26 protein-coding genes and 1 riboswitch are annotated in these 26,382 nt (G+C 41.8%); of the genes, 11 read left to right on the top strand and 15 right to left on the bottom strand.

Annotation, left to right across the window (positions count from 1 at the left end):
* Nucleotides 1-213 precede the first annotated feature (213 nt).
* The 8 genes from IQ264_RS08685 to IQ264_RS08650 all read left to right on the top strand — a co-directional run bounded on the left by IQ264_RS08685 (nucleotide 214) and on the right by IQ264_RS08650 (nucleotide 7,590).
* The gene (locus IQ264_RS08685) at nucleotides 214-489 is read left to right on the top strand and encodes a carboxymuconolactone decarboxylase family protein (protein ID WP_228061384.1); all 276 of its coding nucleotides are present in this window, start codon (nucleotides 214-216) and stop codon (nucleotides 487-489) included.
* 172 nt (nucleotides 490-661) lie between these two features.
* Complete coding sequence (locus IQ264_RS08680; protein WP_193980353.1) at nucleotides 662-3,160, top strand: glycyl radical protein; 2,499 nt, start codon at nucleotides 662-664, stop codon at nucleotides 3,158-3,160.
* 33 nt (nucleotides 3,161-3,193) lie between these two features.
* Nucleotides 3,194-4,018 (top strand): SDR family NAD(P)-dependent oxidoreductase, encoded by an 825-nt coding sequence (locus IQ264_RS08675; RefSeq protein WP_193980352.1) that lies wholly within the window; start codon nucleotides 3,194-3,196, stop codon nucleotides 4,016-4,018.
* A 21-nt stretch (nucleotides 4,019-4,039) separates the two neighbouring features.
* Entirely contained in the window at nucleotides 4,040-5,188 is a 1,149-nt protein-coding gene (locus tag IQ264_RS08670) for a 6-phosphofructokinase (protein ID WP_193980351.1), read from the top strand.
* Nucleotides 5,189-5,201: 13 nt separating this feature from the next.
* The gene (locus IQ264_RS08665) at nucleotides 5,202-6,176 is read left to right on the top strand and encodes a glycyl-radical enzyme activating protein (RefSeq protein ID WP_193980350.1); all 975 of its coding nucleotides are present in this window, start codon (nucleotides 5,202-5,204) and stop codon (nucleotides 6,174-6,176) included.
* A gap of 4 nt (nucleotides 6,177-6,180) precedes the next feature.
* Nucleotides 6,181-6,615, top strand: coding sequence for a type II toxin-antitoxin system VapC family toxin (locus IQ264_RS32855; RefSeq protein ID WP_228061383.1), 435 nt, complete (start codon nucleotides 6,181-6,183; stop codon nucleotides 6,613-6,615).
* A gap of 165 nt (nucleotides 6,616-6,780) precedes the next feature.
* A complete protein-coding gene (locus IQ264_RS08655; RefSeq protein ID WP_193980349.1) occupies nucleotides 6,781-7,110 on the top strand; it encodes a DUF433 domain-containing protein in 330 nt (109 codons plus the stop codon).
* A gap of 117 nt (nucleotides 7,111-7,227) precedes the next feature.
* Nucleotides 7,228-7,590: a hypothetical protein gene (locus tag IQ264_RS08650; protein WP_193980348.1), complete on the top strand. Its 363-nt coding sequence runs from the start codon at nucleotides 7,228-7,230 to the stop codon at nucleotides 7,588-7,590.
* Between the two features lie 321 nt (nucleotides 7,591-7,911).
* Here IQ264_RS08650 and IQ264_RS08645 read toward each other — a convergent pair whose 3' ends face one another.
* Nucleotides 7,912-11,736 (bottom strand): PAS domain S-box protein, encoded by a 3,825-nt coding sequence (locus IQ264_RS08645; protein ID WP_193980347.1) that lies wholly within the window; start codon nucleotides 11,734-11,736, stop codon nucleotides 7,912-7,914.
* Nucleotides 11,737-12,284: 548 nt separating this feature from the next.
* Here IQ264_RS08645 and IQ264_RS08640 point away from each other — a divergent pair.
* Nucleotides 12,285-12,485, top strand: a complete 201-nt coding sequence (locus tag IQ264_RS08640; protein WP_193980346.1) for a hypothetical protein — start codon at nucleotides 12,285-12,287, stop codon at nucleotides 12,483-12,485.
* On the opposite strand, the gene IQ264_RS08635 is transcribed toward IQ264_RS08640, so the two are convergent.
* From IQ264_RS08635 to IQ264_RS08590, 10 genes are all read right to left on the bottom strand, one after another.
* Nucleotides 12,477-12,638, bottom strand: a complete 162-nt coding sequence (locus tag IQ264_RS08635) for a hypothetical protein (protein WP_193980345.1) — start codon at nucleotides 12,636-12,638, stop codon at nucleotides 12,477-12,479. The two genes, IQ264_RS08640 and IQ264_RS08635, sit on opposite strands and share 9 nt — an antisense overlap.
* 329 nt (nucleotides 12,639-12,967) lie before the next feature.
* The gene (locus tag IQ264_RS08630) at nucleotides 12,968-13,978 is read right to left on the bottom strand and encodes an endonuclease/exonuclease/phosphatase family protein (RefSeq protein ID WP_322744634.1); all 1,011 of its coding nucleotides are present in this window, start codon (nucleotides 13,976-13,978) and stop codon (nucleotides 12,968-12,970) included.
* Between the two features lie 234 nt (nucleotides 13,979-14,212).
* Nucleotides 14,213-15,139: an alpha/beta fold hydrolase gene (locus IQ264_RS08625; RefSeq protein ID WP_193980344.1), complete on the bottom strand. Its 927-nt coding sequence runs from the start codon at nucleotides 15,137-15,139 to the stop codon at nucleotides 14,213-14,215.
* Between the two features lie 183 nt (nucleotides 15,140-15,322).
* Nucleotides 15,323-16,099, bottom strand: coding sequence for an ABC transporter ATP-binding protein (locus IQ264_RS08620; protein WP_193980343.1), 777 nt, complete (start codon nucleotides 16,097-16,099; stop codon nucleotides 15,323-15,325).
* A 158-nt stretch (nucleotides 16,100-16,257) separates the two neighbouring features.
* Nucleotides 16,258-17,103, bottom strand: a complete 846-nt coding sequence (locus IQ264_RS08615; protein ID WP_193980342.1) for an ABC transporter permease — start codon at nucleotides 17,101-17,103, stop codon at nucleotides 16,258-16,260.
* Between the two features lie 17 nt (nucleotides 17,104-17,120).
* On the bottom strand, nucleotides 17,121-18,173 hold the full coding sequence (locus IQ264_RS08610; protein ID WP_193980341.1) for an ABC transporter substrate-binding protein: 1,053 nt from the start codon (nucleotides 18,171-18,173) through the stop codon (nucleotides 17,121-17,123).
* A gap of 255 nt (nucleotides 18,174-18,428) precedes the next feature.
* Nucleotides 18,429-19,130 (bottom strand): hydrogenase nickel incorporation protein HypB, encoded by a 702-nt coding sequence (gene hypB / locus IQ264_RS08605; protein ID WP_193980340.1) that lies wholly within the window; start codon nucleotides 19,128-19,130, stop codon nucleotides 18,429-18,431.
* Nucleotides 19,114-19,497 (bottom strand): hydrogenase maturation nickel metallochaperone HypA, encoded by a 384-nt coding sequence (gene hypA / locus IQ264_RS08600; protein ID WP_193980339.1) that lies wholly within the window; start codon nucleotides 19,495-19,497, stop codon nucleotides 19,114-19,116. Before hypA ends, hypB begins: the two co-directional genes overlap by 17 nt.
* Before the next feature lie 120 nt (nucleotides 19,498-19,617).
* Nucleotides 19,618-20,823, bottom strand: a complete 1,206-nt coding sequence (locus tag IQ264_RS08595) for an agmatinase family protein (RefSeq protein WP_193980338.1) — start codon at nucleotides 20,821-20,823, stop codon at nucleotides 19,618-19,620.
* A 106-nt stretch (nucleotides 20,824-20,929) separates the two neighbouring features.
* Nucleotides 20,930-21,074, bottom strand: a riboswitch (guanidine-I (ykkC/yxkD leader).
* A gap of 318 nt (nucleotides 21,075-21,392) precedes the next feature.
* Nucleotides 21,393-21,818 (bottom strand): nucleoside deaminase, encoded by a 426-nt coding sequence (locus IQ264_RS08590; RefSeq protein WP_193980337.1) that lies wholly within the window; start codon nucleotides 21,816-21,818, stop codon nucleotides 21,393-21,395.
* Between the two features lie 158 nt (nucleotides 21,819-21,976).
* On the opposite strand from IQ264_RS08590, the gene IQ264_RS08585 reads away from it, so the two are divergent.
* Both IQ264_RS08585 and IQ264_RS08580 read left to right on the top strand, forming a co-directional pair.
* Nucleotides 21,977-22,195, top strand: coding sequence for a hypothetical protein (locus IQ264_RS08585; protein ID WP_193980336.1), 219 nt, complete (start codon nucleotides 21,977-21,979; stop codon nucleotides 22,193-22,195).
* Nucleotides 22,196-22,421: 226 nt separating this feature from the next.
* Complete coding sequence (locus tag IQ264_RS08580; RefSeq protein WP_228061382.1) at nucleotides 22,422-22,667, top strand: hypothetical protein; 246 nt, start codon at nucleotides 22,422-22,424, stop codon at nucleotides 22,665-22,667.
* Nucleotides 22,668-22,804: 137 nt separating this feature from the next.
* On the opposite strand, the gene IQ264_RS08575 is transcribed toward IQ264_RS08580, so the two are convergent.
* The 4 genes from IQ264_RS08575 to IQ264_RS08560 form a co-directional block, all read right to left on the bottom strand.
* Complete coding sequence (locus IQ264_RS08575; protein ID WP_193980335.1) at nucleotides 22,805-23,284, bottom strand: YbaY family lipoprotein; 480 nt, start codon at nucleotides 23,282-23,284, stop codon at nucleotides 22,805-22,807.
* A 162-nt stretch (nucleotides 23,285-23,446) separates the two neighbouring features.
* Nucleotides 23,447-24,100 (bottom strand): peptide-methionine (S)-S-oxide reductase MsrA, encoded by a 654-nt coding sequence (msrA, locus tag IQ264_RS08570; protein WP_193980334.1) that lies wholly within the window; start codon nucleotides 24,098-24,100, stop codon nucleotides 23,447-23,449.
* Between the two features lie 210 nt (nucleotides 24,101-24,310).
* The gene (locus IQ264_RS08565; protein ID WP_228061381.1) at nucleotides 24,311-25,762 is read right to left on the bottom strand and encodes a DUF5009 domain-containing protein; all 1,452 of its coding nucleotides are present in this window, start codon (nucleotides 25,760-25,762) and stop codon (nucleotides 24,311-24,313) included.
* A gap of 3 nt (nucleotides 25,763-25,765) precedes the next feature.
* Nucleotides 25,766-26,296 (bottom strand): hypothetical protein, encoded by a 531-nt coding sequence (locus IQ264_RS08560; protein ID WP_193980333.1) that lies wholly within the window; start codon nucleotides 26,294-26,296, stop codon nucleotides 25,766-25,768.
* Nucleotides 26,297-26,382: the final 86 nt, after the last annotated feature.

Raw genomic sequence — 26,382 nt, 5'->3', positions numbered from 1 at the left:
CATTTGTATAGACGGTGCATCCCCACGCAGGGGGCGTTGCTTCCTGCACCCGTGTCGCGCTCATGGGTTGAAGTTCAATCTCACTAAAGGTTGTATGGCGAACAATCCCGAAGTCACCCTAAACTCCTATCAGGTTCAGGTGATAGATGGGAAGGTCATGGTTGCGATCGCATGATCGCAAGTCAGGTTGTGAAGGATTGAAAGGACACTTCAATGAATCAATTGCGAGAATGGGATCCAGCCTGGGCAGAACAGTATCTAAACATGACAACGAATCCCTGGAAAAACGGGATTTTAGATATCAAAACAATCGAGTTAATCTGCATTGGGTTAAATGCGGCCTGTACGAATTTGCAAGCCGATGGAACTCGTCGGCACATTCGCACAGCCCTCGTAGCCGGAGCAACTCAGGATGAGATTTTGATGATTTTAAAGATGGCATCAGTGATGTCAATCCATTCCTGTAGTTTAGGTTCGTCGGCACATTAAAGCGGCTTTGAAGTTGGGCGCAACGATGGAGGAAATCATGGAAGTGCTGAAGGTCTGCGTTGCTTTTGGAATGGAGTCCTGTTATTTGGGTGTGCCTATCCTGGCCGAAGAACTGGCTGCTTTTAACAATCGGCAATCGAACTGAGGTTTTGAAAAGAAGGGAGAATTGGTGATGACATCCGTGACGACACCCACGCTGACAGCTCAAGAACGGGCGATCGCAGAAGGTAAGAAATCTCTATATGAAAACGTTAGCGATCGCGTGTTGCGAATGTATGAAGCGATTCGTGGTTATGGCCCGCCACGGGTCGCGCTGGATCGGGCAGTCCTGTTCACTGAATCGTTTCAGGAAACCGAGAGCCAGCCGATGGTGGTGCGCTGGGCTAAGGCGCTCAAGCACTATGCCGAGAAAGCCCCGATCGCCATTTTTGACGATGAGCTGATTGTCGGTCGTCCCAACACCTGGCTGGGGCGGTGGGGCATCGTTTATCCCGAACTGGATGGCAGCATCATGCCAGGGGGGGTAGAGATGTTTCGCAAAAATAAGGGTCAGGCTGGGGAAGTGATCGTTACGGACGAAGATGCCCGGCTGATCAACGACGTTCTAACGCCCTACTGGACAGGCAAGGACTATGCCTCGGCCTTTCATGATGCCCTGCCCGAAGAAACCCGCTTTTTGATGTTTGGTCCCGATCCAAAAAATTTGCTCCTGCCAACCTGCGTTGTCCTGGCAACCTCCAACATCCGGCATTCCCAAAACTGGACACCGGACTTCAATAAAATTCTGACGCGAGGGGTTAAAGGGATTCGGGCAGAGGCGCGGGCGAAGCTGGATGCCCTAACCGAGCCACGGGACATGATCTACAAAAAACCCTTCCTGGAAGCGGTGATCGCGACCTGTGATGCCATGACTATCTGGTCTAAACGGTACGCTCAACTGGCTACTGAAATGGCTGCTAAAGAGCAAAATCCCCAGCGCAAACCGGAGCTTTTGACGATCGCTGAAGTCTGCAACTGGGTGCCCGAAAATCCCGCTCGGACATTCCATGAAGCGATACAGGCCCAGTGGTGGGGACAGATGTTTAACCGCATCGAGCAAACCAGTAGCGCCATGGGGCAGGGGCGCATGGATCAGTACCTGCTGCCCTACTATCAGAAAGACTTGGCAGAAGGTCGGATCGCGCCTGAATCGGCTACAGAACTCTTCCAGTGTCTCTGGATTCAGATGGCACAATGTGTTGAAATCAAACTCAATCCAGTTGCGGCAGCCGGAACCGAGGGTTTTTCCAAATTTGAGGATATCTGTCTGGGCGGACAAACGACGGATGGTAAGGATGCCACCAATGAATTGACCTATTTAATTTTGGAATCGACGCGGGCACTGCAAATTCCGGTGCCGGAACCCTGCATCCGCATCCATGCCAACACGCCCGATCGCCTGCTGCACTATGTTGCAGAAGTGATTAAGGACGGCAAGGGATTTCCAAAACTGCTCAACGATGAAATGGTGATTCCCTTCTACCTGGCGAACGGAGCCACGATGAAGGAAGCCCTGGACTGGAACATTTCGGGCTGTTGCGAAAACCGCTTGATTAACCGGGAAACCAATGTCACCGGGAACGGCGGCATCAACTATGGCTCAGTGACGGAAATGACCTTCCGCAATGGCAAGCTAAAAGTCCTGAAGGATATCCAGTTCGGCGTGCAGACGGGCGACCCGCGCACCTGGACGAGCTTTGATCAGGTGTGGAACGCTTTCTGCACTCAGCTTGGGTATCTGGCAAAACATGCTCTGATTCAACAGCATTTAGCCTTAAAGATTAAACCGAACTATTTTGCGGCTCCTGCCACCTCCATGTTGCATGACCTGGCAATGGAGCACTGCCGCGATCTGCACAGTCACGGTGACTACATCCCTGGTGCGATCGACCATTCCTGCTTTGAGGCGATTGGCAAAGGCACCGCGATCGACAGTCTAGCGGCGGTCAAGCACCTGATTTTTGACACCAAACGCCTGACCTGGGATCAGCTATTGGAGGCAATGGAGGCCAATTGGGAAGGACACGAAGCGATTCGGCAGATGTGCCTGAATGCGCCCAAATACGGCAACGGCATTGAGTGGGTCGATCAAATTGGTTGGGAGATTGAGCACTTCATTCTGGAGTACCTGCATCAGCATCCCAAACCCCACGACCAGTGCTTCCTACTACGCCAGATCCCCGTCACCTTCCATGTGCCTCTGGGTAAAGTCACCTGGGCAACTCCCAACGGCAGACCCGCCAATGAATACCTGGCAGAAGGGATTTCAGCATCTCACGGCATGGATGTGAAAGGGCCAACCGTGGCACTCACGTCTATGGCACACGGCAGGGATTTGAGCTACCGGGAAAAGGGCGGCGATCTGATTAACCTGAAGTTCAGCCCAGCGAATGTGGCAGGGGAAGAAGGGACGCGCCGTTTGATGCAAATTATCCGCACCTGGAGCGAACTGAAGCACTGGCACGTTCAGTTCAACATCATCAATAAGCAAACCTTGATGGCAGCCCAGAAAGATCCCGATAAGTATCGCAACCTAATTGTGCGAATTGCTGGATATTCCGCCTACTTTGTGGATTTATCGCCCATGCAACAGGCAGAGATTATCGCCCGAACGGAAGAACACATGGGTTGAGTCAGACAAAATTGATAACGGAGAGTACACATTATGGAACTACAAGGGAAAACGGCGATCGTCACAGGCTCAGCCAGAGGCATTGGCGAGGGCATCGCAGTTTGTTTAGCTCGTGAAGGAGCCAAAGTGGTGATTAACTCCCGCAAAGAGCAAGATTGCCAGGAGACGGTTGAGAGGATTCGAGCGGCTGGGGGCACTGCCATTGCGATCGCGGCTGATGTCGCTAAGGAAGATCAGGTCACGGCAATGGTGGCAGAGACGGTGAGACAGTTTGGTCGGGTGGACATTCTCGTCAACAATGCGGGGATTGAAAGTCCGCCAACCCTGTTGAAAGACATTTCCGAAGAGGTCTGGGATCGGGTGATGTCGGTCAACGTCAAGGGGGTTTTCTTTTGCTGTAAGGCTGTGATTCCCCAAATGATGGCGCAGGGCAAAGGCAAAATCATCAATGTTTCATCTGTGGCTGGGGTTCGCATGACTTTTTTTGGTGGCGCGAACTACACTGCCTCTAAATATGCCGTTACAGGCTTAACCAATCATCTGGCTTGGGAGTTGGCTGATAGCCACATTAATGTCAACACGATCGCCCCTGGAGCCGTTCTCACGCCCCTGGCAGAGCAGAATACGACTCAGGAATACAGGGATATGACGACGAAGCGATTAATCCCCCTGGGTCGCTGGTGCACGATCGAAGATCTGGGCAATGCGGCGGTGTTTTTCGCCAGCGATCGGTCTGACATGATCACGGGGCAAACCCTGGCCGTCGATGGTGGTGCGCTCACTGGATTTGGAGAAGATTTGCGTCCCGTTATCCGGCAACGCATGGCTGATATGCAAGCGGCTCACGACAAGCACTAGAGCAGCGGAGGATTCATAGTCATGAGCGCAACAATCAAACGCATTGCGATTAATGTGGGCTTTGGTTACAGTCCAGGACTGAATACAGTAATCACCGGAGCGGTGTTGGCTGCAAATGAGCTGGGATGGGAGGTCGTTGGCATCCGGGATGGCTTTGAGGGAGTGTTGTTTCGCGATCGCTATCCCAAGGGTGGACTGCTTCCCCTCACCCCTCAAGGGATGGAAACCCTTGATCCATCCGGCAACATTCTGGGGACTGCCGTTCGCAACGATCCTTTTCACGTCCGTACCATCACCGCTGAGAGCTTAGTTGAAGAGGTAGACCGATCGGATGACCTGCTGGAAACCTTGCGGGTAGAAGGCATTGATGCTGTGATTTCAATCGTTGGGCTACAGGGACTGAGCATTCTCTATAAGCTGCACCGCAAAGGACTCAAAACCGTCTGCATCCCAAGGTCAGTAGAAAATGACATCGCGGCAACGGCGCTATCTTTTGGGTTTAACAGTACCCTGAGTTTTGTCACTGAACTGCTCGATCGCGCTAAACAAGCGGCTCAGTCTTCCCACCAGATTGGGGTTGTGGAAGTGTTGGGAGAACATAGCGGTTGGCTGGCCTTGCAAGCGGGGATAGCCGTTTGTGCCGATGCGGTGCTGATTCCAGAGATTCCCTATGACCTGCAAAAAGTAGCCGCGAAACTTCAGGACAAGTTTAGGGCAGGGCGATCGCATGGATTGGTGATCGTTGCAGAGGGAGCGGTATCCGTAGACCCAGAAGCAGTTGTTGCCTCTGCGAATCCCCTTAAAGCCTCCCTATCGCCCTTAGCCAGCGACTATCAAGGAAGTCATGTCATCCAGCGATCGGGGTATGCGGCACAAACTGTTGCGTTCCAACTTCAGCGATTAATCGAACAGGAAACCTATCCGCTGGTGTTGGGAAATTTAATTAAAGGGGGCACTCCCACCGCCGTCGATCGCCAACTCGGTCTAGGCTATGGGGCCGGAGCGGTAAGGGCTTTAAATGCAGGGCAAACCGGAGTGATGGTGAATTTTCAACCGTCCAACCTTAACTTCGTGCCGTTAGTAGAAGCAATCAACAAAATTCGCACTGTGCCAGCGGATAGTGAATTTGTCCAGATTGCCCGATCGCTTGGCATCTGTTTAGGAGGTTGAGGAGATAAAACCCATGACAAATTCATCAACAAACCCAACCGGACTGGTGCTCAACATTCAGCATTTCTGCACCCACGATGGTCCGGGCATTCGCACTACAGTTTTTCTCAAGGGCTGTTCATTACGATGCAAATGGTGCAGCAATCCCGAAAGTATTCACCCTAAGCCTGAACTGGCTTACAACATTAGCAAGTGCATTGGCAAAAAGCAGTGCGGTCTATGTTTGAAGCCACCTTGCTCAGAAGGTGCTTTCTATGTCCTGGAAGGAGAGGACAATCGCATCCGCGTCAATTGGGATTTAGCGACTGATTGTGGACAGGAATGTGTTGACCTCTGCCCAACGGGGGCACTTTACCTGTTTGGTCAGGCCATGAGCGTGGAGCAGGTACTCGATGAGGTGGAGCAGGACAGCACGTTTTACCGGGAATCGGGTGGTGGAATGACGCTCAGCGGCGGCGAGTGTCAACTGCAACCGGATTTCAGTGCGGCACTGCTCCAGGAAGCCCACCGACGGGGATTTAACACCGCGATCGAAACCGCATTCAATGTTCCCTGGTCCCATGTGGAAAAGGTATTGCCCCATGTGGATGTGGTTCTCCATGACCACAAGCTGACTGATCCAGAGCGACATAAAAAGTGGTGTGGTGTAGATAATCGTCAGATTCTAGCCAACATGAAGCGAGCCTATGAAACCTTTCCCGACAAAACCTTTATTGCCCGTACCCCGCTGATTCCCGGTGTGAATGACGACGAAGAGCACATTCGATCGGTGCTAGCGTTCATTCGTCCGTACCCCAATGTCATTGACTATGAGTTACTGCCCTATCACCGCTTTGGTGAAAGCAAGTATGGATTTCTGGGCAGAGTGTATGAACTAAAAGACTTTACATCCCCCTCACCTGAATTGGTGCAGCGGCTGCGAGCCATTATTGATGAGGCATTGGGTCGCAGCGGCCTATTAGAACAAACACAAGAATTCAAACCATAAAGTCTTGTGTATTGCCTCACGTCAGTTAACCAAAAGGCATCAAGGATTGAGTGCATTACCAAACGTTAATGACTTTAAAGTGTTACCCATCCTACCATTTGATGCGGGTGCTGCTACAACATTTGAGCAATTAAAAACACAGCGGATTCAACTGGCAAAGATGGATGCAAGAATCGCGGCAATTGCGCTATCGCGTGGATTGATTCTGTTAACTCGCAATCATCTTTCCTTATCGCAGAAAGCCTGCCTGCTGATGTTAGCTTCTTCAACTATATCGGGATCTGCGATCGCCAACTGCACCTTTTTCCCCAACTTGCCCAAACTCCGTGCCAGTCGTGCAACATGGTACGATAGCCAAGAACCAGTACCTCCTGCCCCAATTAGCCAAAAATTGATCGAATCAGTTTGTTTGATAATTAAAGAAGAAGCTTGTAAATAATCATAATTGAACATAGTAGCACGCTGTACTTTTCCTAAACTATAGGTAGGGTGCGTTAGCGATGAGTGTAACGCACCTTGAAAGATACTGCGATCGCACTTTCATGTATTCACCAATAAAAAAGGCGATCGCCTATAATCCATCTAGAGCTAACAAAATTAAGCTATGCCAGTTGTAGAAGCTAAAGTCTATGTAGAGTATCGGAGTGGAGGTTATTGGATTGTAGGAGAGCGAATCTCTTTAGATTCAATCGTGTATGCTTTTCGTAACGGACTCTCTGCGGAAACAATTGTTCAGTCTTTTCCATTACTAACATTAGAACAAGTTTACGGAGCGATCGCTTTTTACCTTGCCAATCGTGCTGAAATTGATAATTACATTTTAGAAGAAGAGGCGAAATTTGATGTCATGCCTCAACCTTTACAAGAGGACGATCCAGCTTTATATCAGAAACTAATATCAGTTAAAGCTCATAGGGAGAATTCACAGAAGTGAGCATTTGTATCAAGCTGATGCTGATTTAAACCAATCAATTGTTACGGCTATTTGGCGACAAGAACTTAATATAATTGCCAAAATCCCTCTCTAAAATAACCAAGTAAAAGATCAGATATGAATAAACTATTCTTTTCCGGCGTACTTCTAACTATAATTTGTTCAGTTCAAATGTCATCTTTTGCCCAATCATTGCCTAGATTGCGGCGAAATATGAATTATGCTCAAGCCAGAACTATGTTAATTCAGCGAGGCTGGCGACCTGTAGTTAATTCCGAACAAGTAAATAATCGAGTTCCAGACAGTACGATCGATTATTTAATCAAAAAAGGCTATACAGAAATTGTTGATTGTTCTGGAACAGGATTAGGGCTTTGTTTGTTTCAATTTAGGAATGCTAAAGGGCAAAACCTTTTTGTAACAACGATCGATAATCAGTCTAGACAAGAGAGTAAGATCTATGGTTGGAGAATTGAGTAAATAATTTTTTTCTGTTTCCCAATCATCTATTTTAGGACTTACACACCCAGATCCCCCAACCCCCTTAATAAGGGGGCTTAGAAGGTTCCCCCCTTATTAAGGGGGGCTAGTTCGGATCTAGGTTTTAGGCAAACCCTACGTAAGTCCTATATTTTCAATGCGAAACAGCTTACAAAACCAAATAATAAAGCCTATTTCCACTGATAGAGATAGGCTCTTAGTTACATATAGAATTTGGAAATAGAAGCAGATAAATCTTTAACCTTGATATCATTATTCAACAACTTATAGTTAATGCCAATCACCCGAAAGGGTGGTTTCTCAGCTGTCGGAAGGAATAATTGCTTCGGTTAACTCTAAGATTAAATCCAAGCGAAAGTTTTTGACTAAATCTGTCAGGGTATCAGCCAAAGCAGCTTCAGTTTCAGGAATTTGCTTAACTAATTCCAAAATGATATCATCATTAATGCAGAGTGCGGCTTGATTTAGTTCGGCTATCCAGTCGATCGGCATTACTTTTAAATCTTCTGCGTGCAACTTCTTGGGAATTGCTGAGGGTAATGAAGTTTGTTGAGTTTCATCTGCATAAATATAGCGCACTCCTAAATGTTGAGCCATTTTTTCAAACAACTCTGACTCTTGAAAAGGTTTCCGCACTAAGTCATCACAACCAGATGAAAATATACTCGCTTTTTCTTCTTCAAAAGCACTAGCTGTTAGGGCAATAATCACTGTTTTGGGAACATTTTCATTTGTCAATCTTTGTTGTTGCAAGGCTTTAATTTGTTTAGTAGCTTCATAACCATCCATTATTGGCATGAGCATATCCATCCAAATTAGGTGAGGTTGCCAAGTTGACCATAAAGCGATCGCCTCTTGTCCATTAACCGCTTCCTGTATTTCAAATCCCAAGGGTTTCAATAATTTAACTAGCAACAGCCGATTTTCTTCGATATCTTCAACGATTAAAATTCGATAAGTAGGTTGATTAGGTTGTAATCCAATCACTCGCTTAAGAGTCAATGTACTTTTTACTTGAATCCTATCTACTTGTTTAACTTTAATATCAAAAGTAAAAATTGTGCCTCTACCCAATTGACTTTTAACTGCAATATCTCCCCCCATTAAGCGCACAAATTGTCGGCTAATCGGTAAACCTAATCCAGTTCCTTGCATAGATTTACGACCTGTTTCCGTTTGCACAAAAGGATCGAACATAGTGGGGATTTCTTCAGGTGCGATTCCCGCACCAGTGTCTTCTACTTCAAAGTTAATTAAAGATTGAGCTTGCTGACTATTTCCCAACTTCGCCCTTAAATAAATAGTACCTTCATTGGTAAACTTAACGGCATTGCCTAACAGGTTAATTAAAATTTGCCGCAACTTGCTTTCATCACTTTCAATATATTGGGGAAGATTTGCCGATCGTTCAAAAATTAATTGTAAGCCTTTCCCAGCAGCTTTGAATCGTAACATTTGCTCTATATCGTTGAGTAATTGATAGAGATCGAAGCGATTTTCATTTAGTGTAATTTGACCTGCTTCAATTTTAGACATTGATAAAATGTCGTCGATCAAATTTAATAAATGTTCGCCACTGCGATTAATAATTTTTAGCTGTTCTTGTTGTTCAGCAGAAAGAGATTTGCTTCTTGCCATTACCTGACTAAAACCGAGAATTGCATTCAGCGGTGTCCGCAGTTCGTGACTCATCTGGGAGAGAAAACGACTTTTAGAAATCGATGCTGCTTGTGCTGCTGCAAGTGCTTTTTGTAAAGCTTCTTCTCCATGTTTACGTTCTGTAATATCAAAAAATGAAGTGACAACTGCGTAAGGTAGAGAATCACCAGATTTATATAAAGGTTGAGAGTTAATAGAAATCCAGGTTAAACTACCATCGGGTTTATGCACTCCCATGACTACATTAACGCAAGGTTCACCAGTTCTTAGCGTCACCATTGCTGGGTGTTCTTCCCCTGGAAAAGGCGATCCGTCTTCTTTGATTGCTTGCCAAAGAGGATCGACGGAAGTTTTTCCCATCATTTGTTCGCAGTTTAAACCGAGTATTCTTTCCGCACTGCTGTTACAGGTATGAATAACACCGTTTGCATCTTGCAAAACAATGCCTTCTGCCATTGCTGTCACCACAGAACGATAGCGTTCTTCACTTTCCTGCAAGGCTTTTTGGACTAGTTTGCGTTCTGTAATGTCTCGAACAATACAAACTACTTCATCAGCACCGCTTTTGATAATTCGAGCTTCATAAGTGTACATTCCATCAGGTTTTTTTAAGTCATGCTCAAATGTTTGTAGTTTTCCGGTGGTGACTGCGGCTTGAAAATTTTCGAGCAATCCTTTTGAGATGTGTTCAGGCATATTTAAGTCTGTTAATTTTTTGCCAATGAGAACTTCCGCTGGTACGAGTAAGGTATTTTCATTTGCTTGTATATCTAAATAAGTGCCATCTACTCGGTGACGAAACATTGTATCGGGTATGGCTTTTAATAGTGCTTGCATTCTTTCTTCGTTCTGTCGCAAGGCTTTTTCAGCTTCTACTCGATCGGTAATATTCCGCGCGATCGCTAATACTGACTGCACAGAACCATCACTAGCAAATTCTGGCACTATACGGGTAGCATAATAAAGTATTCCTTGAATTGATGGAGATTGAAATTCTATTTCTTGTTCTTGAGCAGTTTCAAATACTTGTTGAATAGTTGTTTGCCAAAGTTGCACTAATGATTCATCTGCACCAAATTCTGCCATGTTTTTACCGATAAATTCTCTGGCAGGAATTCCTAAATGTTTTTCTACTGTAGGATTGATGTAAAGATAGCGAAATTCCCGATCGATTCGCATGATAATATCAGGAGCGTTTTCTACTAAAGCGCGAAATTCTTGTTCTCTTCGTTGTAAAGTTGCTTCGGCTTTTTTGCGTTCGCATAGCGCAGCTTGCTGTTCGCTAATATCACGACAACAAGAGAAGTTATATTCTTTGCCATTAAATTCTAAATAATTCAAGGTAATTTCTACCGGAATAATTGTGCCATCCTTACGGCGATGTTCTGAGGTAAAAGACAAAGTTTTTTGTCGTTTCAGTTCTTCCCAATGTTCAGTCCATGCTGCTTTCGGAAAGTTAGGATCGTTATCCCAAACGTATTTTGATAACAACTCTTCACGGGAAACACCCTGTTGTTCACAGGCTTTTTTATTAGCGCGAATAATTTTGGCATTGCGATCGATCCAGACTGTAGCCAAAGAGGAGTGTTCTAGAGAAAAATCTGCTAATTGTAGTTGTTCTTCAATTCGTTTGCGTTCAGTGATATCTTCGAATATGTAGAGTCTGCCGAAATAGCGATCGTCTGGATCGCGAATCTGTGCCGAAAACCGCCGAATAATTCTGCCATCCTTAAAAGGAATTTCATCTTCTACAATAGCCCTGTTTTCTTGATTTTGTAACGGTTTACAGACTTTAGTAAATCCCGCGACATCTACTAATTGTTTTACACACTCGGCAATCACATCCAGATTTTTTATTTGACCGCGATCCATTTGGGATTCTAAATGCTCAATTCCCCAAATTTGGCAAAGTTTATGATTAAAATAAAGAATTTCATCGGTACAATTATCTACTACATAAAACCCTAAAGGGGAAGTATTAGTCATCGAGCGCAATAAAGTTTCTTTCCAGCGTAATTTCTCTTCTGTTTGCTTCAATGAGGTGATATCATTTTCATTCACCAACAGCATATTTGAACCAGTTATCGGATCTTTTGTTTGGCGAATTTCTATTTTTTCTGCTTCCACTAACATTGCTAAACGTCCGTTTTCCAGGTGAATACCAGAACAGGTACAACGAACAGATAGGGTATTTTCTTTTGGGTAAAATGTCCACTGTTCAACTACTGTTTTACCCTGCTCAAAAAGCTCTAAGTAAGTTTGCAAGCGGGTATGCGTTGCAGTAGAAACTTGACTAAAATCACGACTGAGTAATTCTTCTAAACTTGCGGCATTCCAGAGGAGTAAAGCGGCGCGATTCGCCCACCTCATTTTAAGATTTTGGATATCATAAATCCAAATCGGTGTTTGCAGTCGTTCATATCCCGCTAACTGATAGCAAATAACTGGGTCGTCGATCGCGAACATATTCCACTTTATTAAAAGGTATTTTAACTTAATATAAAATAATTACACTCAAAAGTTTACTATTCTAACTTTAATGTCTTTCCACTGCTACATATTAATTATCACAATATTTATTGTGCAACTTTCTCAATAACAATATTCACTCTTAAACAAACTGCAATATATAAAATAAATACGTAAATTTACTGCTTTAGTATAAGAAAAATTCTATATTTATAGAAAAACAGAATAAATTATCTAAAAATAAAATTAAACACTCAAAATAATCTACCTTTATGCAGATGAATTACAGCATCGCACTATGGCAGCAGAAATAAATAATCAGTTGAAAAAAACTGAAAAACTTTTTTTCTGCCTTATTGCACAGTCAGGCTTAACATTTTTTAACAAGTCTTCTTAAACTTAAAAATTTAGAAAAATTAGTTTATTGAGTAAAACATAAAGAGTTGCTAAGAATTGTATTCATTTAAGGATGGACTCCGCTAGTGTTCCTATACTTATTTTTATAAATCTCGATCGTTTACAAGTAAAACGAGGAGGCACCCAAAATGTATCATACTTATGAGGTGTTGGTTGATATCAAAGAATATCTTGAACCAACAAACAATGACTGTCGCAGGGAAACAACACGCTACGAGATTGATGCACAATCTAGACAAACAGCCGACAGCATGGCAAAGGTACAAGCCAGAACAGATCATCCACAGGGTATTGAATACGACGTGCGAGTAACTAGGTTACTAAAATAACAGCAAAACTAGACCTTTCCCATCATGATTTATCCCCTCAAAGCTGTTCGCATCTGTTAAACCATATTGAAATATTTGAATGTCTGCAAAAGCAGCAGTTTTGGCTACAACTCCGGCAAGTTCCGGGAAGTCATGGTCGGAAAATTTGTTCACCTGCAAAATCGCTAAAGCCAACTCCAAAAAGCTGAGTTGGCTTTGTCGATAAGTCGATAAAAAAGTAGATTTTATAGTTAGGGTCTTTATTTAAGCTGACCCCAATTGATTCACAATAATCAAGATAACTAATAATTAATAAAGTGACATCAATCTCAAGCATTAAAACTTAAGGTACAGAAGATATTGATATCATGTCCGACTAATCAGCCTTAGTATTCTTGACCCAAAACCTTTTCGAGACGTTATATATAACGTCTCTACATTATGGCTATTGTTTGACTCATGTCAGTTTCCTCCATTATTTAACAAAATCCCAGACCAGCTGATTAATTTGTTTGTAACACTAAATCAATTATCAGCGATGCGTGATCGGAATTAGCATTTCTGCCTGTATAAATTTGCCGTACCCCAAACTGCTGACTAACTAAACAGTGATCGAGGGGAATATTCACTAAAGGAATTAGCCAAGAAGGTAAACGGACATGAGTTGACGATCTAGGCCAAGTGGGTAAAAGACCAAACCCTAGCTGGGTATTATATAACTTAGTTTTGTTAATTAACTGCCGATAGTAAGGCGACCAAGGTGTGGTATTCAAATCTCCTACTAAGATTAATGGCTGATTTTGCTTTTGAATGTAATCACTGACTGCGGCTAACTGACTATTACGGCGGAGAAAATTATCGTAAGTTATAGGTACTAAGGGATGAATGCCAATAAATTTAATTTGTTGTTTGTTGACTTCCAGACTAGCAATGATATTATGATTTCCTTGACCATTTAAGCGATCGGCTTTAATATCTGTAAAGGGAAAGCGACTGAAGACAGCTAAACCTCCACCCGGACTTTTAAAAGTATAAGGTAAAGTGTCTTTTAAATTAATGTTTAATATTTTAAATGTGCTTTCGTCAACTTCTGCTAATAAAGCTAAATCAGGGCGATTACTTTGGATTACATTAACTATCTGGTTGTCTTGATTGTTTTGAATATTCAAATTAAAAAATAAAACCCTCATTGGTTTACCTGGAGTACCAGTTACCTGTTGTGAATGAGGTAAATACCAGGGAATTACATCAACTGCGTTTAACCCGACAATTAATAAAGCAACAATAATTAAGGCTTTATTTTTTAATTTACCGATTAACCGTAGAATAATTAAAAAGATAGCGAATATTACTGCTAAGATTAAATACTGAACTCGGAAATGAGCTATTAGTTCTAAAGGCCAATCCCAAGCAAAGTAGACTAATAAAGATAGTAAACCTAAAACTGTTAATGTGACAATGGTGATAATGAAAGCAATTCGTTGCAGCATGATGTCAGTGGAACTAAATTTCACTAATTGACATCAAGTATAGTTGAATATTTTACGGATTAACTGTTTGGACAACCCCCTTGTTTGCACAGGTTTCAACCTGGGTCTACGGGGACTTTGCCATTTCAATGTTAGCTATTACTTATATCGATTACCTAAATGTTTGCTACGAATGCTTGGGAGGGGCGGGTTTTGACTTCAATATTTATTGTTGGGTATGGGGAACTTCTGGCTAAACCCGCCCCTACCTCATTTGTATCAATCATTTGTGTAAACGGTATTAGCTTGTTCTGTATCTAGCAAAGGTAAAAATTTCCGAATTAGCCCAATAGTCACAGAGGGAAGTTCTAATTGCGGGGTAAAACCGACATCATCTAAATGATAAAAGAAGCGAATTGCTTGCGGGTTCATTTGTGCTAAACGACGACCGATTTCTGGCCCAGTAAATTCAGATTCTCTTCCCCAAATAATTGCTGTAGGAACAGTGAGTAGATTAATATATTCTGCTAAATCAAAAGATAAATCACCGCTGACAAATGAGAGGGCGGCGTATTCTGCATTTGGTTGTTGAGCAGATTCTAAATAAGCGTCAACAATTTCTGGGTAAACTCGTTCGGGATGAGCAAATTGGCGTTGTTCTAAGTAGCTACGAACCCCTAAACCTGAAGCGACTCCAGCACTATAAAGTACTTGATTTAACAGCGGAATTTTAACTACTTTAGCAGAAACACTTTGACTGTAATCTGTTCCGAATTCTGCTAATCCTGCGGGAGTAACTAAAATTAATGACTTGAATAGTTCAGGCCGATTAATTGCTGCCCGAATTGTAAAAGCAGCAGTTAATCCAGAAGCAATAACTGTTACTGGGCGATCGCAAGTTTTTTCAATAAACTCCTGAATAATCTTAATATATTCGTCTATTTGGTAATTTTTGGCTGGATGATTGGAACGTCCCCAACCAATTAAATCAGGTGCTAATATTCGATATTCAGAAGCAAATGCAGGGTAAACTTTAGACCATTCATAAGCGGAAGAACCGCCGCCAAAAGCGTGTAAAAAAATTAGTGTCTTCTCGCTTTCTTTGGTGCCATTGTTATCCCAAGGTTGGTCAACGGCAGTGTAGTAAACCATGTCTCCTAAAAAGGTATTGACCGATCGCTCTCCAAAACCAGGTGGTATAAACATCGATAAACCTCTTCTGCTGCGTTCGCTGTTTATATTTTGTCAGTAACACAGGAGAATTTGCATCACTCTAAGGTGCAATTTTAGGAAATTAATTCATGTCAAAAAAGAAACGAGGGAAAGGTTTGTATAGATGCTTTAACTTTTTAACCTTTAACCTTTTCCCTCTACCTTGAGCTTTTCTTTTTAGGCGGCGACTGCTACAGCTTCTTGTCCATGTTTACGTAATAATTCCATTAGTTCGTCTCGGTAGTCATGGAAAATGCTGTGGCGTTTAACACTGTGAGTGCGATCGGGTAATTTGATGGTAATTTCTTTTCTGACTGTACCAGGACGTGCCCCTAAAGCGTAAATTCGATTGGAGAGAAATACGGCTTCTTCGACATCATGAGTAATCATAAAAATGGTGATTTTTGTTCTTTTCCAAAGGTCTAACATAAATTCGTGCATTGACTCTTTGGTATGAATATCTAATGCGCCGAAAGGTTCGTCCATTAATAATACTTTTGGTTCGGAAGCTAGGGCGCGTGCGATCGCAGCACGTTGTTTCATCCCCCCCGATAATTCTTTAGGCAATGACTTAGCAAAATTAGCCAATCCCACTACACTTAAATAGTAGCTTGCTTGCTCTCTTCTCACCTTTTTTGGTACGCCTTGAAGCTTCAATCCAAATTCAGTGTTTTCTTGTACATTCATCCAAGGATAAAGTGTATAGTGCTGGAATACCATTCCGCGATCGGGCCCAGGCCCAGTAATCAGTTCGCCATCGATTCTGAGTTCTCCAGAAGTAGGTTTATCAAGTCCAGCAATTTGTCGTAATAAGGTAGATTTACCTGACCCAGATGCCCCAACAGCACAGATAAATTCTCCTTCTTTAATCGTCATATTAATGTCTTTAAGGACGACTAAAGTACCGTTTTTGGTTTGAAAATCTTTGTTCAGGTTGGTAATTTGCAAATACATAGTTTTAGCCTCACTAATTTTGCTTTTTTTTGAACCGCAAAGGACGCAAAGAACGCGAAGGAAAGAAGAAGAAGTATTTCCAATTAATTTAGTATTTCTATATTTAACTTGCAGATTTGCTGGGAACAAAAGCTTTTATTTACTCCCCTCTGCTTCTCTCAGCGTTTCTGAGTTGTCCATTTACAGGAAACTCGTAAAAGATATTGGAAAAATAGGTCGAAAGATAATCCAATTACTCCTATTACTATTAGTCCGACAAAGATTTCATCGGTTCTAAGAAATCTACCTGCTACACTAATGCGACGACCTAAACCTTCTGTGGCGGCAATTAGTTCGGAAACAATTACTAATTGCCAAGCTGCTGCTAAGTTGATGCGACAAGCGTCAATGATTCCCGGTAAGACGTGGGGAAAAATTACTTGTAATAGGGCTTGTTTGCGATCGCCTCCTAAAATATAAGTCGCTTCAATCAAATCTTTTGATACAAACTTTACAGTATCCATCACCATCAAGGAGTTAAAGAAGAAAACACCGATGAAAATAAGGGTAATTTTCGGTTCTTCTCCGATTCCCAAATATAAAATTAGTAGGGGGATGAAGGCAGGTGCAGGCATATAGCGCATTAGTCCAAATAAGGGTTCTAATAATGCGCGAATACTGGCAAAACTGCCCATTAATACACCAATTGGAATAGAAAATGCTGCTGCTAAAATAAACCCGACACCGACGCGCCACAGACTTGCTACTGTATCTTTCAGCAGTTCGCGTGTACTCCATAATCTGCCAAATGCTTCCATTACTTTGGCAGGTGAAGGCAAAAATTTGGGGTCAATGTTTCCGAAGGTAGTTACTAACCACCACAGTAACAAAGGCGCACCAATTGAAGTAATAACTAAGGCTGTATTGAGAGGTCTGGGAATGTCTTCAGCAATGCGCCAAAAAACTGTTGGTTGGAGTTTTTTTGGACGGATATAGTCTCTAATTGAGCCAGGGCTTTCATTCATGGTTAAAGTTCCATATTTTATGATTTTTTGACTTGTTCGGCGTAGGATTTGACAAAGCGATCGTCAAATAATTTACTAGTGTCAGGTTGGCTTTTTGCTAATCCTACTTCTATCAGAAATTTACTCATTTCTTGGGCGGCAAACTGTAAAGAATTCAAATCATTTCCTGGTTGAAAAGATTTTAGGTTTTCTTCAATAGTAAAGATGCGAGTGCCACCAGCGTATTCTTTATATTCAGATACCGGAACACCTGCTCTTTTTGCCATAATTTCATAAGCTTGTTCGGGATTTTTTTGCATATAATCCAAGGTGGTAAACCAAGAATTAACTAATGCTTGGATTTGTTCCGGTTTTTCTTGCAAAAACTTGCGGGAAACTACTAAATGGTCAGAAATTGCTCCTGGAAAGTCTTTAGAACTGAATAATTCTTTACTACCAGTCCGCTTTAATGCTTGTGTGGTAAAAGGCGCAAATACTGCCGTTGCATCGACTTGTCCAGCGACAAATGCTGCTGCTGCTTTACCTGTTTCTAAGGGGACAAATTGAATATCTTTTGGTGATAACCCTGCTTTTTTTAATCCTAAAAGTAACAGAAAATGATCGACTGTTCCTTCTTCTGCGGCAACCTTTTTTCCTTTTAAATCAGCGACGGAATTAATACCTTCTCGGACAATAACTTTATCATTGCCAGTAGAGTTATCATTTACCAACACAATTACTTGATCTGCACCACCGGAAACTGAGTTAACTGTATCTCCTAAAGTTTGACTATTAGCTTCTATTTGTCCGGCTGTTAAAGTGCTGATAGACTCCAAATATCCATCAAACCATTTGAGGTCTACAGGAACATTATTTGCTTTAAAAATGCCTTGTTCTTGGCTAATTTGCCAAGGAAACCAACCGGGCCAAGCACTAAATCCTAAACGGACGGCATTAACATTAGTTGAAGACGCAGTAGAGTCAACTTCGTTAGTGGTTTTGATGTAAACTGCTGGATTAACGCAACCTACGGCTAGGCTGAAGGTAACAAAAAAAAGGATGCAGTAGGAAAGGAGCGATCGCACTTTCATAACATCTACCTTGAGACAGGTTTTATTATTTCGTCATTGACACTTTTTATAGCGGTGAATTAGGTGTAGCAGAAAAGGTTGTCACCGCTTTGTTATTTGTGCTACAAAATAGCTAATTAATTTGAGATTCGGAAAAGTTTGTAGAAGCATGACAATTTGAGCCTGTGCAACGCCAAATTTGGCATTTTTACAGACTAAAAAATCTCACTATTTCCAGAAACCCGACTTCTTTAAGAAGTCGGGTTTCTATTAGAGTTAATGAACAACTGATAATTGCTGTTTTGCAGATTGAACTAACTGAGAACGCACCCAATCAAACCAAATATTTAATCCTTCTCCTGTTTTGGCGGAAACGGGAATTATCGTTACATGGGGATTCATTTGACGGACATTTGCAATTATTTGATTAACATCAACATCTAAATGGGGCGCTAAGTCCATTTTGGTGATTAACAAACAATTTGCTTCTTGAAACATCACTGGATATTTCAGAGGTTTATCTTCCCCTTCGGTAATACTTAATAAAGCAACTTTGGCGTGTTCACCTACTTCAAATTCGGCAGGACAAACCAAATTTCCCACGTTTTCAACTAATACTAAATCAAATTCTGAGGGGTTGTATTCATTTGCTAACCGATGAATTCCACCGGAAACCATTTTGGAATCCAAATGACAGGAACGACCTGTGTTAATGGCAATTACTGGAACGTTATATTTGCGGAGACGATCGGCATCTAATTCTGTTGTCATATCGCCTTCAATCACGGCAATTTTATATTCATTTGTTAATACAGCCAGAGTCTTTTCTAGCAATGCAGTTTTCCCGGCACCGGGACTACTCATCACATTAAAACAAGTAATTCCCCACTCATCAAAATGTTCCCGGTTATGATCGGCCCCTTCTTGATTAGCATGGAGCAAATTAATTCCTAAAGCAGCGTCAAATGTTTGGTGCATAACTAGTTTCCACAGAATCAGAACTATATTCAACTCGATCGATTTTTAACTCTCGGCCCGATCGAATGTCTTCCATTGGCGATAGACAAGTCGGGCAAGCATATTCAATCCCAATTTCCGGCTGATATTCTTGTTGGCAATGATGACAAAAAGCAATTAAAGGAGTTTCTTGAATAACTAATTTTGCTCCTTCTAAAAAGGTGTTGCGAGTCTGAACTTCAAAGGCGAATTGTAAACTCACAGGTTCCACACAAGTAAACTTGCCAACCGTGAGATGAATGCCAGAAATTTGGGGTTTTTCCGGTTGTTCTGACCACCATTTCCGCACAGTTACAATTAACGCCTTAGTCATGTCTGTTTCGTGCATAGTTCGGGGATTAGGGATTGGGGACTGGGGACTAGGGACTGGGCAGTGGGGAATTAAATTGTCGTTCTACCCTTTCCCCTTTTTTCCTTCTGCCTTCTGCCTTCTGCCTTCTGCCTTTCTTCAAGTCCAGGCGACAAGCTGAGGTTGCGCTTCTGGGTGAATGTAGGCGGGTTTTTGTTTGCGGGGTAGTTGCCCGGAGACGATTAAATGTGCCATTGTGTCGCAAATTACGCGAGTTGCCATCAGTGAAGTCATGTCGCTGATGTCGTAGGGAGGGGAAACTTCCACTACTTCTAAACCGCACACTGGGGCTTTTTGCACAATTTTTCCTAGCAAACTTAAGGCTTCACGGGGTAATAAACCGCCTGGTTCCGGCCAACCTGTACCAGGGACAAATCCCGCATCGATGCAATCAATATCGAAGCTGATGTAAACGCAGTCAGTTCCGTCGAGTGCGCGTTCTAAGGCAAAATCAACAGCGGCATCGATTCCTTTTTCCACAATGTCGGTAACGGTGAGGATGTTAGTGGCGCGTTCCCGGCAAACTTTCACGCCTTGACGAGGAACTTGCCAACCGCCAATTCCCAACTGTACTAAGTTTTTCGCTGGGGCGTTTACCATGTTAGTGGCGTGAAACCAAGGACAGGTGTGCATTCTCTCGTCGAGGTCGGTTTCTTGGGTGTCGGCGTGGCGATCGAAATGAATAATACCAACTTTTTTGTCTCCCAAGTGGCGACAAATACCTCTAACTGTGGGGAAGCCGATCGAATGGTCGCCGCCTAAAATAATTGGAAATGCCCCAGAACTGAAAATATGGGCAATACCTTTAGAAATCTGGTCAAATGACTTTTCGTTATTTGCAGGAATGGTGAAAATATCGCCAACATCGCAAAGGGTAATTTGTTCGCGCAAGTCAACGCCTAACTCAAAGTTGTAAGGGGTGTACAATGCAGAAATCCGGCGAATCCCCTGTGGGCCAAACCGAGTACCGGGACGATAGGTAGTTCCTGAGTCGTGCGGAACACCAACTATTGCCACATCGTACTCCCCAACTTTTCGCACATCTTCTAAATAAGGTGCTTTCATGAAGGTGTTGATGCCTGCGTAGTGGGGCAGTTCGCCACGAGAGAAAGTGGGAATAGTGCGATCGCGAATACTCTCAGCTGCTTCTAATCCATATTCCAGCCCTTGCGATACCTCCTGTTGCCAACCTGTTAACGGCAACCGCGCCTCCCATTCTAAAGCCCGTTCTGCTTGGCTGGGTATATGCCCATTATTGGAGTTAGGGCTATTAAATAAAGGATTTTCCGAAGGATTCTCAGTCATTGGGACACCTTGAATAGTTGTAAAACGACTAGATTTTCTAGCTTTTCTCCTGAAAATAAAGAGAAAGCCCAGGAGAACAAAGCTTCAATCTTTTTGACTGGTGCTTTTCTCCCGGGCTTTTCTCCCGCCGTGTGGCTAGCTAATCCTTCCAAAAAAATAAAACTGAGGTTTGCCAGCTGCTTCTCTCGGACCAGCGTTTGGCAATACTTTCTCGTCGTTTTATCCAAACCGGAACCCTAGAAGCTATTAATTTTTAGTTTCTCTACTTTTGAAATTTACACTAAAAATTTCAAGCTTCTGTAACAGAAGTTACAAAATGATGATATTTGGTAAACTTCTTCTCTTTCCTTCGTGTCCTAAAACGCTGTCGCGTTTTAGGACACGAAGAAAGAACACAAAGAAAGAAATTGATTTAGGAGTAATATATATGAGGAAATAGAAAATTTGAACGATCGAATGCTAATTACTTCTGATAACTGGTTAGATTGGCTGACTGTGTTTGGTTATTTAAGTTTTACTGTTTTTATCATGTGGCGGGTATTCACTAGTAAATGAAGCAGGGAAAGAGACTATTTAAATAATGATAGGCAATCGGATTTTAGTAGACCTTTAGTAACTTTGATATTGCGAAAACTTTTAGCAATAATTTCTTCGCAACTTAAGTCTATTTGCGGAACGCCTAACTCAATTAAATCTTTAATGGAAGCGCCAATGATAATTTCGGAAATGCCAGCCCAAATGCAAGCTGTAGCGCACATTGGGCAAGGTTCGCAGGTGGTATACAAGGTATAACCATCTAAAGAAGTGCTGTTGAGCTTTTTGGCTAAAAGTCGAATGGCGTTAATTTCGGCGTGGGCGGAAGGATCTCGATCGCGTTTGACGGTGTTGTGTGCTGCGATCGCAATTTCTCCATCCTTCACGATCAGCGCACCAAAGGGCGCATCGCCTTGCTTGGCCTCTGCTAAAGCTATTCTCATCAACTCTTCTGGGCTCATGTTCTGACCTCACTACCTATTTGACTCAATAATATTAACTAATTGTGATCGAGATCACTTTTCTTAATATATGACTATCACAAGCCTGTCATCAGTGTAATCACCGAGGTTAGCTTAATTTGTTTCCATAATAAAAGCATAGAGTTCAGCCATCAGCCATGTGCCACCAAATCAACCTCCTCCCCACCGCCCTTTCTGACTTATTCGCCGACGTTACCAGTTCTGGACATATTACACTTGCCGATCGCTACGGACTAAAAGCAGCTATTCTAGAAGGTTGCTTGACTGAAGAAGAACAAACTAGTTTAGATAGATTACTTTATGGTGTGCGTCGGGGACGTTTGCAAATAGTTGATGAAATCTCTGTTGTAATGTAATTTGGTTGGCACTAGGAATATAGATTAAGTTATGAAGTTTGAAAATTTACTGAACTCTCAAGAAATAAACTGGGCTAAATAAGCCCAGTTTTTATTTTTTAAGTCCGTTGTAAGCGCTTCAGCGCTGGAACACTAAAGTGTTCACAACCAACTTTATATTTAACATTGTTTATTGTCAGTGCTTCAGCACTGTAGCACTAAAGTGCTCGCAACAAGCTTTATATTTATGAAATTATTCGCTCTAATTTACGTAGTAGTTTCACAAAAAAAATCAGAAATGGAAGATTCAACCTTTGTAATTTTTCTGGCGTTTGGTGTCCTTTGGGCAATTATGGGGACGGCTGCTTGGGTTGCACTCCTCAAGTCTGAAGGAGAAGAAATCCGTTTTGGTAAATGGGGATTGATTGTAGCTATACCAATTCTCATTCCCTTTATTGCTGCTTTAGTGATTGCGGCAATTTATCGCAGTTAATTCTGTGAATAGTCAATGAAAAAGTTAAGTTACTCTCGTACTTATGGCGATCGGTAAAGGTGATTAATTTGGGGAATGCTTGATTTATCAAAAATCCCAATCCCCAGTCCCTATTCTGCCACAAGTACAAGAGAACCTTATTTGTTGATTGGTTCAAATCTGGAAAATACACTTTTTGGTCGGGGAGAAGTTCCTACTGAATTAACTACAATTTCGACTTTGTTAGGATTTCCGTTAGTAATCACGGGATAAGAAGTTGTATTAATGAAACGCACTCGATTATCAACAATAATTCGGGCTTGAACTGTATATGTGTGACTTGGGTTAATTGTGTCTCGGTTATAGACAATTTCAAAGGGAAAAGGAACTTGGCGACCTTGAGTAGGAATAATTTGTTGACCGATCGCAACTGCGGGCGCATCTTGTTTAGATACATCTTGTAGTTGTACAATCACTAAGGCATCTGGTGGTAAAGCAATTCGTTCCCGATAGGTAACAGTACCGCTAACGCTGGAAAACTGACTTGTTGTAGTGGGAGTTTGCGCGATCGCAGTTGTGCTACCAATTAAGGCGGTGGTGCTTAGGGCGATCGCCAAAACCGAACCAATAGTTTTCATTTTCAGTCCTTCTGACAATTAAAATTACTTACAGTATTAACTATCTTCATAGACCTATTTTGCCATTTTTTCGTTCCATTTTCTCCATAATTAGAAAATTTAACAATAACTGCTTTAGAAAAAGGGAAAAGGGAAAAGTTAACCCTTTATCCCGTTTAACTTCTAAGCTGTTGTTGTTTCTGGGAAACAAACTTTTGTCCCACCTAAACCACAATACCCATTAGGATTTTTGGCAAGATACTGTTGGTGATAAGCTTCAGCGTAATAAAATTCTGGTGCATCAATAATTTCGGTGGAAATTTTTCCATAACCCGAAGCATTCAACGCTTTTTGATAAGCTGCTGTTGAGGCTTCTGCTATTTGCTTTTGGGTTGCAGAATAAACATAAATTCCTGAACGATACTGAGTCCCAACATCGTTACCTTGGCGCATTCCTTGAGTTGGATCGTGACTTTCCCAAAAAACTTTGAGCAGTGATTCATAACTAATTACTTTGGGGTCAAAAACAACTAAAACAACTTCATTATGACCCGTCATTCCGCTGCAAACTTCTTGATAAGTTGGGTTAGGAGTTATCCCAGCTGCATAACCAACTGCTGTAGTAAATACGCCTTCTTGTTGCCAAAATTTACGTTCTGCACCCCAAAAACAACCCATCCCAAATACTGCCTTTTCCATTCCTTCTGGAAAGGGGGGTTTTAGAGGATTACCATTAACAAAATGACGCGCAGGTACATCCATAGTTTCCTTACGTCCGGGTAATGCTTGATCTGAAGTAGGTAAGCTAAGTTTTTTGCCAAATCCGAATAATCCCATAAATTCCTAATTTTGTTTTTCGATCGCAGTCTTTACATTTCTTAATTTAACGCAATTTTCCAGAATTTGTGTGTAGTTCATAAATCTGTAGCCGCTATCCAGGCTTGTATGAGCAAAAAATAAAAGGTTTGTTTGGTACAGGGCTAAAGTAGCAACTTCTTTCTTGCTACTTTAGCCCTGTTAAAAATTGCCCTGAGTTTGTGATTTTTCCTATGTGCGCCAAAATAGTTTGAACCTAGTAAATAAACTGACAATATAGCCAACAACTAAAGTATAAAAAACACCCTTTAAAAACCCATGCAGAGGAGTTTTTACATTGGCAATAACAAAACTATCAATTCCCAAATTAATAAAAATAGGCCATACTAAATTGGCAAATCCTACATAACCAATCATCGGGTTTTGTCCGTTCTCAATTAACAAATGTAGAGGCTTTTGTAATTTAAAAATATCTATTAATATCGTGAAAACAATCAAGACAAAAAACGCGATTCCTGTAGTTAAAAAGAAGTAACTGTAAGTAGCCGGATCTTTCTTAATTCCCCCTTGGTAAGGTTCAAAAAGTAAACCTAACACCAACCAATAAACGCCCCAACAATACAATTTTTGAATTAAAATCTCAGTTTCATTTTCTGGTTTAATGAACAGAAAGTCAGTTAAGTAGCAAATAGCTGCACTAACTAATGTTGTTTGCCATACCCATCTAGCTTGTAAACCGATAAGTAAGATTAAAATATTAGCTAACAACAGAAATATAATTGCTAATAACTTATAATTATGCTTTCTATTAAAATCCTTATCTAAATCAGCTTTTCCTATCCAGTTTAGAATCAAATCTCCGGCAATAGTTCCGGGAATTACGATAAACAAATAAGATAAATAATGAAATTTAAATAACCAAGGTACAGGAGAATATGACCACAACGCAGCAGTCCAGCTTTTAGCAACTGTCGAAGATAGACGCAGGGCAAATAATAATCCTATTAATCCCACACGCAACCATAAATTATTTCTGGTAAATAACCAAATTATTGAACCAAAAACGGCTGTATTTGTCAGGACAATTAAAATAATATCGCTGCGTGCAAGAGAAAAACCTATGCCATTAGTATAATGAATTCCAGAAATAATAATAACTGCTAATATCCAAGCAGCAATTGTAGTTGCTGGTTGGGGGATTTTCCTCCAATTATTTGGCAAGCGAACAAACATGAAAAATAAGATAACGAACCCTATTAAGGCAATTAACCATTTGTTTGCTACTGAATTATCAGCAATTTCACCTGGTCGAAAATGCTCAAGAAATATAGCAAATGCCCCTAAAAAAAAGCCGCGTTTGAGAATATAAAAAATTACATTAAATTTGTTAGTAATTCCTGACTGTATCCGGCGAGAAAGTGCTAAGGGAATAGATGCACCCATAGCAAATAAAAACAAAGGAAAAACTAAATCAACCCAGGTTAAACCGGGCAAATTGGGATTATAAGTGTGAGTTGGTGGGGGTTCTTGGGCGTGATACATCCAAGCGGGTAAAATTCGGTAAGAAATTGTCCCCGATAGCACCATTGTTAAAACCGCAAATCCTCTTAAGGCATCTAAGGAGTATGCGCGTTTTTGATGAGAGATAGAAATTGTATTTTCCCCTTGTTGATTTGAACTCAAAATTTAACCCCAAGTAAACAAATCAGCTGTAGTTTTCCGACAGCAATAAAGTCTGGTTTGAATTTCATGCTTGACTACCGCATAACGCCAACCCAAAAGTACTCCTTTTTGATAAGCTGTGGGAGAACCATTAATTGTTGGCGATCGTTCACAAGGAGTACGACAAAGAACTTTGCCTTCAGCGTATCCCTGCCAAAATTCAGTGGCTTTTTTGCCGGAATTATGTATTTGTAATCGGTAATCAGCCATGAGTAATTCTATTTGCATTAAGTGTTGCTGAATTACTTCTCCTTGGTGCAACCATTTCCACAATTGGTATGATTTTTGCCCCCAAGATTTGTTATTTCGAGTTGCTTGCCAAACTTTTTCCCAATTTAAGGTGTAAGTTTGTTCTAGTAAAGCGATCGGCATTCCATCTGCTATTGCTTCTTTGATACCTCTGGTAGCTTGTTGATATTGTTTCCAAGCTGCTTCTAAACAGATTAATGATGCTTCACAAGTTTTCAGTTTTTGATCTGCCCAACGGTTTTGCATAGTTATTTTTCTTTAAGATTTTTGGGTGTTTACAGATATTGTGCTCGGATGTTTTCTATAATTATTGCGGTTCATGTTTCGTACTC

Source organism: [Phormidium] sp. LEGE 05292 (assembly GCF_015207735.1).
Lineage (GTDB): Bacteria > Cyanobacteriota > Cyanobacteriia > Cyanobacteriales > Aerosakkonemataceae > Floridanema.
Note: the sequence above shows the minus strand (reverse complement) of the source record. Positions and strands in the feature narration are given on the sequence as shown.

Excerpts from the sequence above, each read along its gene's own strand:
- IQ264_RS08685 (WP_228061384.1), top strand. The coding sequence starts at position 214 with ATGAATCAATTGCGAGAATGGGATCCAGCCTGGGCAGAACAGTATCTA.
- IQ264_RS08680 (WP_193980353.1), top strand. The coding sequence starts at position 662 with ATGACATCCGTGACGACACCCACGCTGACAGCTCAAGAACGGGCGATC.
- IQ264_RS08675 (WP_193980352.1), top strand. The coding sequence starts at position 3,194 with ATGGAACTACAAGGGAAAACGGCGATCGTCACAGGCTCAGCCAGAGGC.
- IQ264_RS08670 (WP_193980351.1), top strand. The coding sequence starts at position 4,040 with ATGAGCGCAACAATCAAACGCATTGCGATTAATGTGGGCTTTGGTTAC.
- IQ264_RS08665 (WP_193980350.1), top strand. The coding sequence starts at position 5,202 with ATGACAAATTCATCAACAAACCCAACCGGACTGGTGCTCAACATTCAG.
- IQ264_RS08655 (WP_193980349.1), top strand. The coding sequence starts at position 6,781 with ATGCCAGTTGTAGAAGCTAAAGTCTATGTAGAGTATCGGAGTGGAGGT.
- IQ264_RS08650 (WP_193980348.1), top strand. The coding sequence starts at position 7,228 with ATGAATAAACTATTCTTTTCCGGCGTACTTCTAACTATAATTTGTTCA.
- IQ264_RS08645 (WP_193980347.1), bottom strand. The coding sequence starts at position 11,736 with ATGTTCGCGATCGACGACCCAGTTATTTGCTATCAGTTAGCGGGATAT.
- IQ264_RS08640 (WP_193980346.1), top strand. The coding sequence starts at position 12,285 with ATGTATCATACTTATGAGGTGTTGGTTGATATCAAAGAATATCTTGAA.
- IQ264_RS08625 (WP_193980344.1), bottom strand. The coding sequence starts at position 15,139 with ATGTTTATACCACCTGGTTTTGGAGAGCGATCGGTCAATACCTTTTTA.
- IQ264_RS08620 (WP_193980343.1), bottom strand. The coding sequence starts at position 16,099 with ATGTATTTGCAAATTACCAACCTGAACAAAGATTTTCAAACCAAAAAC.
- IQ264_RS08615 (WP_193980342.1), bottom strand. The coding sequence starts at position 17,103 with ATGAATGAAAGCCCTGGCTCAATTAGAGACTATATCCGTCCAAAAAAA.
- IQ264_RS08610 (WP_193980341.1), bottom strand. The coding sequence starts at position 18,173 with ATGAAAGTGCGATCGCTCCTTTCCTACTGCATCCTTTTTTTTGTTACC.
- hypB (WP_193980340.1), bottom strand. The coding sequence starts at position 19,130 with ATGCACCAAACATTTGACGCTGCTTTAGGAATTAATTTGCTCCATGCT.
- hypA (WP_193980339.1), bottom strand. The coding sequence starts at position 19,497 with ATGCACGAAACAGACATGACTAAGGCGTTAATTGTAACTGTGCGGAAA.
- IQ264_RS08595 (WP_193980338.1), bottom strand. The coding sequence starts at position 20,823 with ATGACTGAGAATCCTTCGGAAAATCCTTTATTTAATAGCCCTAACTCC.
- IQ264_RS08590 (WP_193980337.1), bottom strand. The coding sequence starts at position 21,818 with ATGAGCCCAGAAGAGTTGATGAGAATAGCTTTAGCAGAGGCCAAGCAA.
- IQ264_RS08585 (WP_193980336.1), top strand. The coding sequence starts at position 21,977 with ATGTGCCACCAAATCAACCTCCTCCCCACCGCCCTTTCTGACTTATTC.
- IQ264_RS08580 (WP_228061382.1), top strand. The coding sequence starts at position 22,422 with ATGAAATTATTCGCTCTAATTTACGTAGTAGTTTCACAAAAAAAATCA.
- IQ264_RS08575 (WP_193980335.1), bottom strand. The coding sequence starts at position 23,284 with ATGAAAACTATTGGTTCGGTTTTGGCGATCGCCCTAAGCACCACCGCC.
- msrA (WP_193980334.1), bottom strand. The coding sequence starts at position 24,100 with ATGGGATTATTCGGATTTGGCAAAAAACTTAGCTTACCTACTTCAGAT.
- IQ264_RS08560 (WP_193980333.1), bottom strand. The coding sequence starts at position 26,296 with ATGCAAAACCGTTGGGCAGATCAAAAACTGAAAACTTGTGAAGCATCA.